The organism is Buchananella hordeovulneris (genome assembly GCF_001907235.1).
Classification (GTDB): domain Bacteria; phylum Actinomycetota; class Actinomycetes; order Actinomycetales; family Actinomycetaceae; genus Buchananella; species Buchananella hordeovulneris.
Map to the genome: position 1 here is coordinate 94,871 of NZ_MQVS01000006.1, position 14,799 is coordinate 109,669.

The window sequence follows — 14,799 nt, forward strand, 5'->3', positions numbered from 1 at the left end:
CTTAACCGTCGCGTCCCGTCAACGACCAGGCGTCCTCGTCGTCCTCCTCGGCGAAGTCCCAACCGGGATCCGCGGCGGCCACGATCGGTGCCTCGGTCGGGACGTCGCCCCGCAGGCGGGCCAGGGTCTGCTGCAGCTGCTCGGCAGGCACCAGCACGTCGCGGGCCTTGGCCCCTTCGCTGGGACCGACCACATCGCGGCTCTCCAGCAGGTCCATGAGGCGGCCCGCCTTGGCGAAGCCCACCCGCAGTTTGCGCTGCAGCATGGAGGTGGAGCCGAACTGGGAGGAAATAATTAACTCGGCGGCCTGCAGCATCAAGTCGAGGTCGTCGCCGACCTCTTCCTCGATCTTCTTCTTGGCACTCGGGACGATGACGTCTTCGCGGTAGCTGGCCTCCAGCTGTTCCTTGACGTGCGCGACCACCTCGTGGATTTCCGCTTCCCCTACCCAGGCCCCCTGCACGCGCATGGGTTTGGAGGCGTTGGCCGGCTGGAACAAGGCGTCACCTTGCCCGATCAACTTCTCGGCCCCCGGGGCGTCCAGGATGACGCGCGAGTCGGCCAGCGAGGTCGTGCCAAAGGCCAGGCGTGCCGGCACATTGGCTTTGATCAGCCCGGTGATGACATCGACGCTGGGCCGCTGCGTGGCCAGCACCAGGTGGATGCCCGCGGCACGCGCCAGCTGCGTGATGCGCTGGATGGATGCCTCCACATCGCGGGGGGCCACCATCATGAGGTCCGCCATCTCGTCGACGACCACCAGGATGTACGGGTAAGGCGCGATGGGACGCTGCGAGCCGGGGGGCGGATTGACCGTCCCCGCCCGCACCGCTTTGTTGAAGTCGTCCACGTGCCGGAAGCCGAACGTCTGCAGATCCTGGTAGCGCACATCCATCTCGCGCACCACCCACTCCAGGGCCTCGGCGGCCTTCTTCGGGTCGGTGATGATGGGGGTAATCAGGTGCGGGATGCCCTCGTAGGCGGTCAGCTCCACCCGCTTGGGGTCAACCAGAATGAGCCGCACCTCTTCGGGCGTGGCCCGCATCAGGATCGACACAATCATCGAGTTCACGAAACTCGACTTCCCTGAACCGGTGGCCCCGGCCACCAACAGGTGCGGCATCTTCGCCATGTTGGCAACCACGTAGCCGCCTTCGACGTCCTTGCCGACTCCCACCAGCAGCGGGTGGTCGGAGCGCAGCGCGGCATTGGAGCGCAGCACGTCGCCCAACGCCACCGTCTCCCGGTCCGCGTTAGGAATCTCCACCCCGATCGCGGACTTGCCCGGAATGGGAGACAGGATGCGCACGTCGGCGCTGGCCACCGCGTAGGCGATGTTCTTGGACAGGGCGGTAATGCGCTCGACCTTCACCCCCGGCCCCAACTGCAGCTCGTAGCGGGTCACGGTCGGCCCCCGGGAGAAGCCGGTCACCTGCGCATCCACCCCGAACTCCGTCAGCACCTGCGTCAGGGCCTCGACGACGCTGTCATTGGCCGCCGAACGGGTCTTGTGCGGGGTGCCGCGGGCCAGGAGGGTGTCAGCTGGCAGCTCGTAGGTGATGTGTGGGCTCAGTTCCAGTTGCACCGCTCCGCCCGGCAGCGGCGTGAGCGGGGGCTCCTCCACCTGGGTCTCCGCCTCGGTGTTGACCGGTGGCAGCACCTGCGTGGCGGCCGGGGCGGGGGCGGCGTCCAACGGGGCCGTCGGCGCGTCGTTGGGCAACGGCTCCGGTGGGGCCACCGGGGTGGAGCGTGGTGCCCGACGGCGGGGCTTGGCCACGGCGGTGTCTTCAGTCGATCGATCCACGGCGCTGGCGTACGGACCGTCGTCACTGCCCGGACCGTGGTCGAGGCCGACGTCCGTGAGCGCTTCCCCGCCCCAGGCGCGCCGCAGCCTGGCGGGAACCTGTCGCATCGGGGTATCGGAGGCCACCAACAGCCCGTAGATCACCACTAGCACCAGCACCGGAATCGCCCCCCACGGCGAGAGCAGCAGCGACAGGGGGTGCCCAAAGAGGTAGCCGAACAGGCCGCCCGCCGCCTCCAATTGGCTCCACTGGCGCATGGGCGAGGGGTGCCCGCTCGCTATGTGGGTGATACCTGCCGTACCGACCACGATGCCAAAACCGCCGCTGATCAGGCGCCCCGGCTGGGTGGAGGCAGGCTTGCGCATCAGCTGCACGGAGATGACCAGGAGCAGCAGCGGCACCAGCACCGCGTAGATTCCCACCAGCCCCGCTATCACGTGGTGGATAGCCTTGCCGGCGATGCCCGACAGCGAGAACCATTCCCGTAACGCGATGATGATCGCCAACGCCAGGAGGACGAAAGCCACTCCATCGCGCCGCAGCGCCGGATCCGTGTCCTGGCCGTGCCCCAATGCCCGGACCATCGCCCCTACTCCTCCTGTCAGGCCCCGCCACAGGCGCCCACCCACGCTGGGACCACCCTGCGCACTCTCCTCGCGGGACGCAGGGGTTTTCTTCTTGCCCGCCGAGGATGCGGTACGCGCGGGGCGCTTGCCACGCGCTGGGGATCCACTACCTTTGCCACTCATAGTGCACCCACGCTACCGCCTGCGGCTGGCGCGGTCCGGCAAACAGGGCCGGGCAATGAAGAAGTTGGTTTGCGACAGTCCTAATACCACCCGGATATCTGGGGCCGTCCCTGGCTGCACTGGGCCATGAACTCGTCTATCTCCGCCCGGGTGGGGCAGGTGGCGGGCCCCTGGCGGGTGGCCGTCAACGCGGCGGCCGCGTTGGCCCGCTCCGCGGCGGCAAAAATATTTTGCCCGTCCATCAAAGCGGCCACCAGCACGCCCGTGTGCGCATCGCCCGCCCCGGTGGTGTCGACCGGCTCGACGGGATAGGCGGGAACGGTCACCGACCCACCGTTGCCGGTGCGCAGAATCTCGCACCCGTGTTCGCCGGTGCGGCGCACCACCAACCGGTTGGGGGCAAGTAACTGTCCCAGCTCGGTCCAGTCCCGCACCCCGAGCTGGTCACCGAGGAGGCGGGCCTCCCGCCGGTTCATCGTCAAGACATCGACCCGGCTCAGCACCTTGCGCAGCACCTCTACCTCGATCTCGTTGACGATTGGCGAGGTATCCATCACCACCACCACGTCCGTGCCGATGGTCTCCAGCCACGGTACCAGGACGGGACCCGAGGTCGGGTAGGCGAGGTCGTAGCCGGAGACGTAGAGGTAGTCGCCGGGATAGAGCCGCAGTGCCTGCAGGTCTTCGGGCTGTGGCTCGGCCTCCACCCCCAAAGTGGTGACGAAGGTGCGTTCGCCCGACGGTTCGACCAGCGCGATGCACAAGCCAGTGTCGCCGACCATCTCATCGAAGAGAGTCTCGATGCCCTCGGCGCTGAGCGCGTTGCGCACCTGCGCCGAGTTCGGGCCGGTGCCTAATGGGCTGGCGAGCGCCACCCGGGTGCCTTGCCGGGCGGCGGCCGAGACCACGTTGAAGCCTCCCCCCACCACGGTGCCGCTGGAATAGGCAATTGCGTCGGTGCCGCGATCCGGGAGCTTCAAAACTCGCATCGGCAGATCGATAACGACCGAGCCGGTGGAAACAAAACGCGGCAAAAAGCTCCCATTGTGGGCAGAGATATCTTCTTCGAGCGCTGCTTCTAGATGGGTTACCATCCGTCCTCCTTGACGGCGGAAGTCGATACAACAATTAACGAGGGAGCAGTCTCGCGCCGATTCGTCGAGTATCAGTGCAAGTTCTTACATCATATAACGCGGTCCAGCACCTCGCCCAGTTTCAGGCATCGACGACCACCGGCACGATCATCGGTCGCCGTTTCAGCTGGCGGCTAACCCACCGGCCGAGGGACTGTCGCAGCGCCTGCTGAATTTCCCGCGTATCCCCGTTAGAGCGGTCAACCGCCTGCGCCAGCACCCGTTCTAATTCTGGCAAAATCTCGGTGAAGACGGCGTCGTCTTCGGCCATACCCCGGGCCTGGATCTGCGGACCGGCTAGCACCACTCCCCGGGCAGTATCCACGGCCGCGAATACGGTGATAAAACCTTCCTCGCTCAAAATACGACGATCGACGAGTTCGGCCTCTGAGATTTCCCCGACCGACGAACCGTCCACGTAGATGTGTCCGCAGGGCACCGCCCCCACGATCTGCGCCTTGCCGTCCCGCACGTCCACCACCACGCCGTCCTCGGCCAGCATGACCCGCTCGGCGCTGATCCCGGTCTGGACCGCCAGCGCCCCATTGGCCACCAGGTGCCGAATCTCGCCGTGCACTGGCATCACGTTCTTGGGCTGGACGATGTTGTAGCAGTACAACAGCTCTCCCGCCGAGGCGTGCCCCGACACGTGGACTCGCGCGTTGGCCTGGTGCACCACCTTCGCGCCCAGCCGGGTCAACCCGTTGATGACGCGGTACACCGAGTTCTCGTTGCCCGGAATGAGGGAGGAAGCGAAGATGACGGTGTCGCCCGCGCCGACGGCCACCTTCGGGTGGGAGGCGTTAGCGATGCGCGACAGGGCCGCCATCGGCTCACCCTGGGATCCCGTGGCCACGTACACCCGCCGCTCGACGGGCAGCTCGTTAACGGTGCGCAAGTCAGACAAGACACCGGCGGGAATCTCCAGGTAGCCGCGCTCGGCCGCGATAGCCATGTTGCGTTCCATGGAGCGGCCGATTAAGGCCACCTTCCGTCCGTGCTTGGCCGCGGCGTCGAACACCTGCTGCACGCGATGCACGTGCGACGCGAAGGAGGCCACCACGATCTGTCCGCGCGCACCCGCGAAGACCGAGTCCAGGACCGGCCCGATTTCGCGCTCTGGGGTGGTAAACCCTGGCACCTCAGCGTTGGTGGAGTCCACCAGGAAGATATCTACACCCTCTTCCCCGAGCCGCGCGAACGCCCGCAGGTCGGTGATGCGTCCATCCAGGGGCAGCTGGTCCATCTTGAAGTCCCCGGTGATTAGGGCCGTGGCCGCCCTGGTGCGGAGCATGACGGCCAACGCGTCGGGGATGGAATGGTTGACGGCGACGAACTCGCAGTCAAAGGGCCCCAAGGTGAGCCGCTCACCCTCCACCACGGTGCGGGTGGGCGGGGTGACCCGGTGCTCGGCCAGCTTGGGAGCGACAAAAGCAAGGGTCAGCTCCGAGCCAATGATGGGGATATCGGCGCGCAGGCGCAGCAGGTAGGGCACCGCCCCGATGTGATCCTCGTGTCCGTGGGTCAGGACGATGCCGACGACGTCGTCCATCCGCTTTTCGATGTAGCTGTAGTCGGGCAGGATGAGGTCCACGCCCGGCTGGGAGTCTTCGGGGAAGAGCACCCCGCAGTCAACGATCAGCAGCTTGCCGTCGACCTCGAAGACCGTCATGTTGCGCCCCACCTCGCCCAGACCGCCGAGGGGCACGATGCGGAGGGTGTTTTCGGGCAGGGGCGGAGGGGTGCGCAAAGTCTTCATCACGGCCCCATTGTGGCAAATTCAGAGCAGAGCGTGGCTACGCAACACCGCAGCAAGCTGGTCTACGTCTGTGGCAGGCGCCGACACCAGCGGCAGTCGCAGGGTCGGGGTGGGCAGGTGCCCCTGCAGGTGCAGCGCATGCTTGGCCATAACGGCGCCCTGCCCGCTGCCCATGATGGCGCCGACAACATCGCGCAGCTCGTAGGCGATCTGCCGCGCCCCCGCCAGGTCTCCCGCGTCGACTTCGCGCACCATTGCCCGATACTGCGCCGCCGCCACGTGCCCGACCACCGAGACGATCCCTGCCGCCCCGTGGGCGAGCCACGCGAAGTTCAGCCCATCGTCACCGGAGTAGAACTCCAGACCGGTGCGGGCCATTGCCTCAAAGCCGTGCGCCACATTGCCGGTGGCGTCCTTGACGGCCATGACCGGTTCGAGGGCCGCCAGGCGATCCATGGTGGCGTCCTCCAGCCGCACCCCCGTGCGGCCGGGAATGTCGTACAGCATCGTGGGCAGGTCAGCGGCCGCGATAACGGCGGACATGTGCTGGAAGACCCCTTCCTGGCTGGGGCGGTTGTAGTACGGCGGCAAGACGAGCAAACCGTGCGCGCCGGACCGCTTGGCCCCCTGCGCGATGCGCACCGCGTGCGCCGTGTCGTTGGACCCCGCCCCGCAGGTAATGAAGGCCCGCTGCCCCACGGCCTCAACCACGGCGGCGACCAGGGCGTCCTTCTCCGGTTGGTGCGTGGTGGGGCTCTCCCCCGTGGTGCCGTTCAGCACCAGGCCGTCACAGCCCAGGTCCACCAGGTGGGTGGCCAGCGTCTGGGCGGTGGCGATGTCCACGCTGCCGTCGGCGTGAAAAGGCGTCACCATGGCCACCACGACGGAACCGAATACCCGCTTTAGCTCGCTCATGGGAAAACCGTAGTGGCCGCGCTGACTTTTCAACGCGCCGCACACCGGTTGTTTCGCCCCTCGGACACTTGCCCCCTATGGTGGGCGCATGCAGCAGCAGACCTCTTTCGTCCGGCCCGCCCGCCCCGGTGATCTGACCCCCGTTGCCGACCTGCACGCCGCCTACCTGGCGTGGCTCAGCCAGGTCAGCGACCAACCACTGGCCCCGTTCCGGCTGCTGCCCCCGGGCAGCGGGGCCGCGGCCACCACCGGCTTCGCTGCCGCCCGGGCCGACCAAACCCCGGGCACCCATCTGTTGGTGGCCACCGAGGCGGACCAAGTAGTCGGGTTCGCCCTGGCTGTGTCCGTGGCCAACGCCCCTGCCACTGCCGCCCCTGCACCAGACAGCTCCCCGCTCGTGGCCCTCGCCCAGGGCGCGCCCACCGAACTGGCCTACCTGGTGGTCAGCCCCGCGGCCGGGCCGGGGCACGGGGAGCGACTCCTGGCAGCGCTGACCGACGTCTGCCGCGCCGAGGAACTGGCGACGCTGCGGGCCTGGGTGCCCGCCCCCGACACCGCTTTGGCGGGACTGCTGACGGCCGCCGGCTTCGCCGAGACGGGGGTGGCGGTGCGTTTTGCCGACGCCCCCACTCCCCTGCGCGCCCACCTGTACGTCACCCGTCTTTAGCCGCCTACTGCCAAAAGTCCACGCCCCGCACCTCTACCGGCAACCCATCACTGCGCAGGCGCACCTGCGTGATCGTGCCGGCGCTCACCTCCGGCGGCAGCGCCACCCGGATGGTCCCCAGCTGGTAGCTGCCGTTGTCGTGCTCACTGGCGCGACTGCGCAAAGCAGGATCGGTCGGCGGGACGCGCACCACGTGTTCCTGGCCGTCGCGCAGCGTCAGCGTCACCCGCAGCGCGGCACCGCCCTGCGGGTCGGTACCGGCCGGTGCCACGTGCACGGCCACTCCGCGCGCGCCCGCCACCTCCACGGCGGCAATCGCGTCCGTCAGGTGAGCCACGGGGGTAACTATCTGCACCACCCCCTGCTCCGGTTCGGGGCAGGCGTCAGCCACCGGCTCCGGGTTCATCGGGTCAACGTGGCGGCACACCTGCGCCGTCCCGGCCGCCGCAGCCGCCAGGTCCGCGGGCGCCAACCGCGCCGTGGCCTGCGGGGTGGCGGCCAGCCAGTGCGCGGGCAGCCCGGCCACCGTGGCGGGCAGCTCCTGGTCGGCCCGCACCGGCAGCTGCGTATCTGCCCCCAGCAGGTGGGCCCCCAACCAGTCCAGGCTCACCTCGGTCAGTACCCGCTCGTGGGTCGCCGCATCCGGACACTCCAGCAGGTCACAGCCGCGCCGATCGTCCCCCAGCGCGGCGCTCGCGGCGGGGTTTACCAGGAGGTGTCCGAGGCCGGGCAGGGCCACCACGGCGGCGCTGTGCTGCCGCTCCTGTCCCAGGTAGTGGCCGAGCCACAGGTTGGCTGACGGGCCGACGTCGGCGTCGGCCAGCCCGACCACCGCCAGGTAGGGCACCGCGGCCGGGGCCGGCGAGATGCTCTCCAGGTCGAAGGTGTCGTAGGCGGGGGCGTAGGCGAGTACCGCCCGCAGGTTGTCTGGCCCGAAAAGCTGCTGAGCGGATTCGACGACGGTGCCCGAGCGGGAGTGGGTCACCAGGCCCACCCGGCGCAGATCCAGGGGCGCCACGCGCTCCACCCCAAGCTCGGCGGCGGCGGTCGGCCGGGTGATCGCTTCCAGCAACTGCTGCACGCTGGCGCGCCACAGGCGGTGTTGGTCGTAGGGCACGGTGAGGTCGCTGCCCACGAAGATGCCCCCCATGTCGGGGATGAGCACCGTGTAGCCCGCGCTCGCCAGGGCCTGGCCCAGGTACGTCATGCCACGGTCGAAACGTAGCTCGGTGGCGCCGTCGGCGCACGGGTAGGCGAAGGTCTGGTCGCTGCAGTTGGGGGCCCGCAGGTGGGAGACGACGATCACGGGGGTGGGACCGCTCGCCTGGCGCGGGGTCACGATCACCCCACGCACCGGCGCTGCGTACTGCCCGGCGGTCACGTTGCCGAGGTCCAGGTCGATGATGGTGGACTGGCCGTCAGCGCTGGCTTGCGCGCTGGGGGGTGCCAGCACGCGGTCGGCGGGGGCGTGCGGACCGTCCGCCCCTGCCGTCTCGACCGGCGGGCTCGTGGTAGGGCCCGCACTCGCCGTCGGCGGGGCGGGGGACGCGCAGGCCCCGAGCGGCGCGCACACCAGCGCCAGAGCGGCGAGCCAATAGCTACCCGACAGCCTCATTCGTTTCTCCTCACTTCCGTGCCCCCACGCCCGAGGCCAAAGCTCCAGACCGCACGCCCCGTGCCGGTCTGCGTCGTGGTGCAGGTGAAAAGCTACCGCGGGGCTGCACCCCGGCCGTCACCAGTTGGCGTGGACGTGCGCCCGGATGCGTTCGTCGTAGATACGCTCCAGGGCGGCGAGCTGCGGCTGGGTCAGCGGCGCGAGCGAGCCCGCCAACGCATTGGCCCGCGCCTGTTCCGGGTTGCGCGCCCCGGGGATAACGACGCTCACACCGGGCTGATCGACAATCCACCGCAGCGCGAACTGCGCCGTTGACGCCCCCGGCGGCGTCAACGCGGCGACCTCGCGTGCCGCGGCCACGCCGACGTCGTAGGGCACCCCGGAGAAGGTCTCGCCCTTGTCGAAGGCCTCGCCGTGGCGGTTGTAGGTGCGGTGGTCGGAGGGGGCGAACTGGGTCGACTCGTCGTACTTGCCCGACAGGAGGCCGGAGGCCAGGGGGACGCGGGCGATGATGCCGACCCCGGCTGCCGCGGCGGCGGGCAGCACCCGTTCCAGGGGCTTGTGCCGGAACGCGTTGAGGATGATCTGGACGCTCGCCACGTTGGGGCGGGCGATCGCGGTCAGGGCCTCCTCGACGGTCTCGACGGAGACGCCGTAGGCCTTGATGCGTCCCTCCTCGACCAGCGCGTCGAGCTCGTCGTAGACGGCATCGGTGCGGTAGACCGGCGTCGGCGGGCAGTGCAGTTGGACGAGGTCCAGGGTGTCGACGCCCAGGTTGGCGCGGGAGCGGTCGTTCCAGGCGCGGAAGTTGGTGCCGTTGTATTCCTCCGCCACGTGCGGGTTGGCACGCCGCCCCATCTTGGTCGCCACCGTGAGGCCGTCGGCACCGCGCTCGCGCAGGAACCGCCCGACCAGCTGCTCGCTACGGCCGTCGCCGTAGACGTCGGCGGTGTCGAGGAAGGTGACCCCGGCGTCCACCGCCGCATGCAGGGTGGCCAGCGCGTGCTCCTCGCTCACCTCGCCCCAGTCCCCGCCGAGCTGCCAGCAGCCCAACCCGATGACCGATGTGTTGAGCCCGAGCCGTTCCATACGCCGTTGTTCCATGGCCCTACCCTAGATGAATGCGTCCGCATTGGTTGGTTGAGCGCGGTGGGTATGAGGGGAGGGCCTCCATAGTCGGTGCGTGAGCAATGACCTTGAGACTCTTCTGACTGCACTGTGCGTCGGTCTTGAAGACCGTGTCCTGCCTGCCCTTCCCGCGCGCGGGGCTCACTTCTCGCGCGTCGGCGCCACCGCTTCTGGCGCGGGCGTCGCCCTAGTTGGCCGCCAGGAGGGGACAGGCGCCATATACACCGGATAAGGCTCCCCCATGGCCAACTAGGGCGGCCCCACGCCGGTGCCGCCCCCAGATGCCCGAGTCCGAGTCTGTTGGACGCGGTGGGGCTGGGGGCGTGGGTGGAGGGTCTCCAAAGTCAGTGCGTGAGCAGTGACCCGCAGACCCTCCTGGCAGCACCACAGGTCCTTGCCGCCCGCACAGGACAACCCGCCCCAGCAAACCCCGGCCAACGCCCCCTGACCGGGACATCTGCGCGCCTCACCGCCCGACTGCGGGCCATGGTCACCGCGATCTGGCACCCCTCAACAACCAACACCCCCCAACCGCCCACGCCCCCTAAACCCAAACGAACTCAGCCAGCTAGGCCACGGCGCCGGCTCGGGCACTCACGGCCGAGATCTCCGCAACGTGGTGCGGGCCCCGGTGGCAGCGTCGAAGAGGAGTAGCTGGCTGTCCTGGGTCAGGGCCCAGACGTGGTTACCGTCGAGGCTCCACCCGGCGCTGGCCTGAAAGTCGGGGAGGTCGAATTGCTGTGGTCTCCGCAACGTGGTGCGGGCCCCGGTGGCGACATCGAAGAGGAGCAGCTGATCGTCGTGGGTCACGGCCCAGACGTGGCCACCGTCGAGGCTCCACCCGGCGCCGGCCAGGAAGTCGGGGAGCTCAAGCCGAAGCGTCGCGTTGCCCGCCGCGTCCCAGATCACCAACGAGCCCGTCTCGTGGCCGCTGAGCAGGTGCCCACCATCGGGACTGAACTCGACGACCTCCATGAAGCCGGCCTGCTGCACCGTGGGCTGGTCGGAGTGGATGAGCTCCTGAAGCAGCTCACCGGTGCGGGGGTCCCAGACGAGCACCTCGGCCTCCCAGGTACCGCCCGCCACGCGGGTGCCGTCGGGCGCCCATGCCACACATCTGATCCCGGGTGGTTCATTGGTCATGGGGTCAGTCTGGCAGAGGAGCCAGCGGGCCCTGGCCCCTGGGAAATGTCCGTTTACGTGACGCGCTGGTGCAGTCGGGTAAAGCTCACGTGCAGAGATCGGTGAGGGCCAGTCCCGGGGTTCGGCTTGCTCACGGTGGGGCGGCTCGGGCGTGATCCGCCCATCCGCTGGGGGCGTCGGCGAGGAGCTGTGGCAGCACCTCGCCCACCGAATCTACAACTCCAGGAGCTGGTCGAGTCCGAACGTCAGGCCGCCGCGGCCCCGTACCCGCCGGATCGCGAGGAGCACACCCGGCATGTAGCACTCGCGGTCGAACGTGTCGGTGCGGATGGTGAGCATCTCCCCCGGGTTACCCAGCAGGATCTCCTCGTGGGCCATCAGCCCGCGCAGCCGGACGGCGTGCACTGGCACCTCCGCCACTCGGGCCCCCCGCGCCCCATCGGGATCCAGCTCGGTGGCGTCCGGCATGGGCGCCAGGCCCGCGGCCTGGCGGGCGGCGGCGATAGCGCGGGCAGTGGCCGCGGCGGTACCGCTGGGGGCGTCGACCTTGCCGGGGTGGTGCAGCTCGATCACCTCGGCCGACTCAAAGAAGCGGGCGGCTTGGGCCGCAAAACGCATCGCCAGCACCGCCGAGAGGGCGAAGTTCGGGGCGATAACGACGCTGCGCCCGGGTAGCTGCGCCAGGTGCGCTACCACGCGGTCCCGGGCCTCCTGGCTCCAGCCCGTCGTGCCCACCACCACGTCCAGCCCGGCGTCCAGCAGCCGGTGCACGTTGGCTTCCGTCACGCTCGGGACCGTGAAGTCCACTGCCACCTGCGCCCCGCCCAGGGTCGTCGGCTCGATGGTGTCGCCCGCGTCCAGGCGGGCGATGAGTTCCATGTCGGCGGCTGCCTCCACCGCCCGGCACACGGTGGCGCCCATGCGGCCCGCGGCCCCCAAGACTGCAACCTTCGTCATGGGCACAAATCTAGCGGGCCGCGGCCGCCGCCCGCCTGCTGGCCAGGAGCCAAGTTTCCGACTCGCGGTGGGCCAAACGCAGGCAAAACCCTGGTTCGCTCTGGGACCCAGGGGCCAGCTCCGCTAGAACCTCAACCGGGCACCGCCCATCGGTGTCCCGCAGGATGAAGTAATTCACTCCATTGCGGGCCGCATCTCTACATTTACTCAATGAAGTGTCAAGGTTGCCTGAGCCCCTTGCCACCCGCACGTGCCTAACAGTGTGGCCACAGTGCAGCGCTAAACGCCGCGCCAACTCCTTATCGGACTCGCCCTCCACGAGGAGCATGAGGGAGGCCATCAGCGGCGGCCAATGCCAATGAGACCGCGCAGATCTCCGGTGGACAGCAGCGGCTCGGCCACCGCCGACAGGGGAACCCCGGCCGCAATCTCCGCCTTGACTACCGGATCCGAGTTACTTCCTAAGAGCTCCCCCACCGAACCGTCGCTGCCCACTTGCACCACCAGCACCTCGTCGGGATTTACCCCTTCATCGTTGAGAATATCCGGCGAATGAGTGGTCAGGAAAATCTGGGCGCCTGGGTCCCGCAGTACGGTGGCCAGCATGGTGGGGATCATGCGCACTATCGAGGCGTTGAGGGAGAGCTCGGGTTCTTCCAGCAGAATCAAGCCCCCTCCCTTCGGAGAGCTGACCACTGTCCATAGCAGACCGATTAGCCGCAAAGTTCCATCGGAAAACTCCGCCTCGGTATGGACGGTGGGGCTAGCCCGCCAGTTTCGGTAACCTGCCGATAGATGTGGACGCCCGGTATCATCGACAGTCACTTCTAGTGTTTCAAACTCCGGCACTGCGGACTTAAGCGCCTCCGTTATGCGCCGTAGCCAGGCCTCCCGGGTCTTCTTTGGCGTCGAGTTTATCTGCGCAATGAACCCGGCCCCGAAAGAATCGGCGCTGCCGCTGGGCGCGGCCCGCACCACCTGCGGCACCAGATGGAAGTAGTGAATCTTCTGGAAGTATTCGGCGATTGCCCGGAACTTGGCGTTCGCCCTGATCTGTTCCAGATGCGTCTGCGTTAGCAGCTCGTCGTCCGCCTGATCATCGGCGTCGGGGCGCGAAAGTACAACCACACCATTCTTTACAACTTCCTCTTTGGCGACAAAGATGCGGTTCTTACCCTTCGCCTCCCCCCTGATGGCTAGGCTGTAACGCCACTCGTCCTCCTGTCCTCCCCCACTTTCGTCGCGCAAAGTTACCGTTATCTCTACCCGCCCGCCTCGATGCCTACGCGCGAAAAGACTACGCACAAAGCTCAGGCCTCGTCGACTCTCGACGGCATCAGCCAAGCCCCCTCCAGGCTTGGCGATATCCGCCAAGAATCGGAAAACATCCAGGAAGTTCGACTTCCCGGACGCATTGGGCCCAACCACAAAAAGCCGTTTCCCAAGCGGGATATCTATCATTTTGAAGTTGCGCCAGTTGGCTATTTCCACGTGTGTAATGCGCACTCAATCATTTTACACACGCGAGGTGAAATGTGACCTGTTCAGCGGGCCGCGGCCACCGTGTCGGTCAGCGCGCCGCTCAGGGCGCGGGGCGAGACCTGCGCCACCGCCCGCGGGCGGGCCAGCAGCTCGCGCGCCACTTCGGCCACCGCCGCCTCGTCCACGGCCTCCAGGCCCGCCACCATGTGCTCCAAGGTGGCCAGGTGACCGTGAATGATCTCGCCGCGCCCCAGCCGGAACATGCGCGACCCGTTGTCCTCCAGGCCCATCAGCATGGAGCCGCGCAACTGGCCCTTGGCGCGGGCCAGCTCGGTCGGCCGCGGCCCGGTGGCGGCCAAGTCCTGCCACTGCTCCAGCATGACGGCGGCAACGTCGTCGGCCAGCTGCGGCGCGCAGCCCGCGTACAGCCCGAAGTGCCCGTCGTCAGAGTAGCGCGCGTCGAAGGCGTAAGTGGAATAGGCCCAACCCCGCTTCTCCCGCACTTCCTGGAACAGGCGCGAGCTCATGCCGCCACCGAGGATGGCGGTCAGGAGACTGAGCGCCCAGCGGCGGGGATCGTTGGCGGCAATGCCGCGGCAGCCAAGCAGCACGTGGGCCTGCTCGCCCGGGCGCACCACCTCCCGCACGGCCACCTCCTGGCTGCTAATCACCGTCGCCCCCGGTGCGCGCCGCCCCACCGGCTGAGCCCCCACGGTACGGTCCCAGCCGCCCGCCGCCACCGCCCGCTCTACCAGCTCCACCAGCGCGGCATGCTCGACCGCCCCGGCAGCGGCCACCACCAGCTCCCGCGAAACGTAGACGCGTTCGTAGTGGTCCCGCACGGACTGGACCGCCAGCTCGCCGACAGTCTCCAAGGTGCCCCCAATGGGACGGGCCAGGGACAAGTCCCCGTAGACGGCGGCAGCGAACTCCTCGTGCACGACATCGTGGGGATCGTCGGCAGCCGCCGCCAACTCGTCCAGGATCACGCCCCGCTCCCGCTCGAACTCAAGCGGGTCCAGCACCGAGGAGGTGACCATGTCGCCCAGCACCTCCACCGCCATCGGCACGTCCTCGGCCAACACCCGGGCGTGGTAGGCAGTGAACTCCTTGCCGGTGGCGGCGTTGGCCTCCCCGCCGACCGCATCGAACGCCTCCGCGATCGTGGCGGCGTCGCGCTGCGCGGTGCCCTTGAACAGCAGGTGCTCCAGGAAGTGGGTGGAACCGTACTCCCCCGGTTGCTCGTCGCGTGACCCGGCCGCCACCCAGGCCCCGATCGTGGCCGAACGCTGGGTCGGCATGTGCTCGGAGATGACCCGAATGCCACCCGGCAGCACCGTGCGAGTGATCGTGCTGTCGGCCTGCGCCACGGTGAAGCTGCTCGCCCCCGTCAGGGGCAGATCTATGAGGTTTCGCATGGTTTCTTCACTTCCCTCACGGGGTGAG

11 protein-coding genes are annotated in these 14,799 nt (G+C 68.4%); 1 reads left to right on the forward strand and 10 read right to left on the reverse strand.

The window, feature by feature from the left end; genetic code table 11:
• Position 1 precedes the first annotated feature (1 nt).
• The 4 genes from BSZ40_RS06910 to dapA form a co-directional block, all read right to left on the reverse strand.
• Positions 2–2,389 (reverse strand): DNA translocase FtsK, encoded by a 2,388-nt coding sequence (locus BSZ40_RS06910; RefSeq protein WP_073824561.1) that lies wholly within the window; start codon positions 2,387–2,389, stop codon positions 2–4.
• Between the two features lie 245 nt (positions 2,390–2,634).
• The gene (locus BSZ40_RS06915; protein ID WP_073824562.1) at positions 2,635–3,648 is read right to left on the reverse strand and encodes a PfkB family carbohydrate kinase; all 1,014 of its coding nucleotides are present in this window, start codon (positions 3,646–3,648) and stop codon (positions 2,635–2,637) included.
• Between the two features lie 121 nt (positions 3,649–3,769).
• Positions 3,770–5,446 (reverse strand): ribonuclease J, encoded by a 1,677-nt coding sequence (locus BSZ40_RS06920; protein WP_073824564.1) that lies wholly within the window; start codon positions 5,444–5,446, stop codon positions 3,770–3,772.
• 21 nt (positions 5,447–5,467) lie between these two features.
• Positions 5,468–6,361: a 4-hydroxy-tetrahydrodipicolinate synthase gene (gene dapA, locus BSZ40_RS06925; RefSeq protein ID WP_073824565.1), complete on the reverse strand. Its 894-nt coding sequence runs from the start codon at positions 6,359–6,361 to the stop codon at positions 5,468–5,470.
• Between the two features lie 88 nt (positions 6,362–6,449).
• Here dapA and BSZ40_RS06930 point away from each other — a divergent pair, with 88 nt between their 5' ends.
• The gene (locus BSZ40_RS06930) at positions 6,450–7,028 is read left to right on the forward strand and encodes a GNAT family N-acetyltransferase (RefSeq protein ID WP_073824567.1); all 579 of its coding nucleotides are present in this window, start codon (positions 6,450–6,452) and stop codon (positions 7,026–7,028) included.
• Positions 7,029–7,032: 4 nt separating this feature from the next.
• On the opposite strand, the gene BSZ40_RS06935 is transcribed toward BSZ40_RS06930, so the two are convergent.
• The 6 genes from BSZ40_RS06935 to BSZ40_RS06960 form a co-directional block, all read right to left on the reverse strand.
• The gene (locus BSZ40_RS06935; protein ID WP_073824569.1) at positions 7,033–8,643 is read right to left on the reverse strand and encodes an alpha/beta hydrolase family protein; all 1,611 of its coding nucleotides are present in this window, start codon (positions 8,641–8,643) and stop codon (positions 7,033–7,035) included.
• 117 nt (positions 8,644–8,760) lie between these two features.
• Entirely contained in the window at positions 8,761–9,747 is a 987-nt protein-coding gene (locus BSZ40_RS06940; protein WP_073824570.1) for an aldo/keto reductase, read from the reverse strand.
• Between the two features lie 618 nt (positions 9,748–10,365).
• Positions 10,366–10,914 (reverse strand): WD40 repeat domain-containing protein, encoded by a 549-nt coding sequence (locus BSZ40_RS06945; protein WP_084542693.1) that lies wholly within the window; start codon positions 10,912–10,914, stop codon positions 10,366–10,368.
• A gap of 213 nt (positions 10,915–11,127) precedes the next feature.
• Entirely contained in the window at positions 11,128–11,871 is a 744-nt protein-coding gene (gene dapB, locus BSZ40_RS06950) for a 4-hydroxy-tetrahydrodipicolinate reductase (protein ID WP_073824574.1), read from the reverse strand.
• Between the two features lie 339 nt (positions 11,872–12,210).
• A complete protein-coding gene (locus BSZ40_RS06955; RefSeq protein ID WP_245793949.1) occupies positions 12,211–13,332 on the reverse strand; it encodes an AAA family ATPase in 1,122 nt (373 codons plus the stop codon).
• Between the two features lie 83 nt (positions 13,333–13,415).
• Positions 13,416–14,771 (reverse strand): M16 family metallopeptidase, encoded by a 1,356-nt coding sequence (locus BSZ40_RS06960; protein WP_073824577.1) that lies wholly within the window; start codon positions 14,769–14,771, stop codon positions 13,416–13,418.
• Positions 14,772–14,799: the final 28 nt, after the last annotated feature.

Bases quoted from the DNA above. Each gene is read 5' to 3' on its own strand.
- BSZ40_RS06910 (WP_073824561.1), bottom strand. From the start codon at position 2,389: ATGGTCCGGGCATTGGGGCACGGCCAGGACACGGATCCGGCGCTGCGG.
- BSZ40_RS06915 (WP_073824562.1), bottom strand. From the start codon at position 3,648: ATGGTAACCCATCTAGAAGCAGCGCTCGAAGAAGATATCTCTGCCCAC.
- BSZ40_RS06920 (WP_073824564.1), bottom strand. From the start codon at position 5,446: ATGAAGACTTTGCGCACCCCTCCGCCCCTGCCCGAAAACACCCTCCGC.
- dapA (WP_073824565.1), bottom strand. From the start codon at position 6,361: ATGAGCGAGCTAAAGCGGGTATTCGGTTCCGTCGTGGTGGCCATGGTG.
- BSZ40_RS06930 (WP_073824567.1), top strand. From the start codon at position 6,450: ATGCAGCAGCAGACCTCTTTCGTCCGGCCCGCCCGCCCCGGTGATCTG.
- BSZ40_RS06935 (WP_073824569.1), bottom strand. From the start codon at position 8,643: ATGAGGCTGTCGGGTAGCTATTGGCTCGCCGCTCTGGCGCTGGTGTGC.
- BSZ40_RS06940 (WP_073824570.1), bottom strand. From the start codon at position 9,747: ATGGAACAACGGCGTATGGAACGGCTCGGGCTCAACACATCGGTCATC.
- BSZ40_RS06945 (WP_084542693.1), bottom strand. From the start codon at position 10,914: ATGACCAATGAACCACCCGGGATCAGATGTGTGGCATGGGCGCCCGAC.
- dapB (WP_073824574.1), bottom strand. From the start codon at position 11,871: ATGACGAAGGTTGCAGTCTTGGGGGCCGCGGGCCGCATGGGCGCCACC.
- BSZ40_RS06955 (WP_245793949.1), bottom strand. From the start codon at position 13,332: ATGATAGATATCCCGCTTGGGAAACGGCTTTTTGTGGTTGGGCCCAAT.
- BSZ40_RS06960 (WP_073824577.1), bottom strand. From the start codon at position 14,771: ATGCGAAACCTCATAGATCTGCCCCTGACGGGGGCGAGCAGCTTCACC.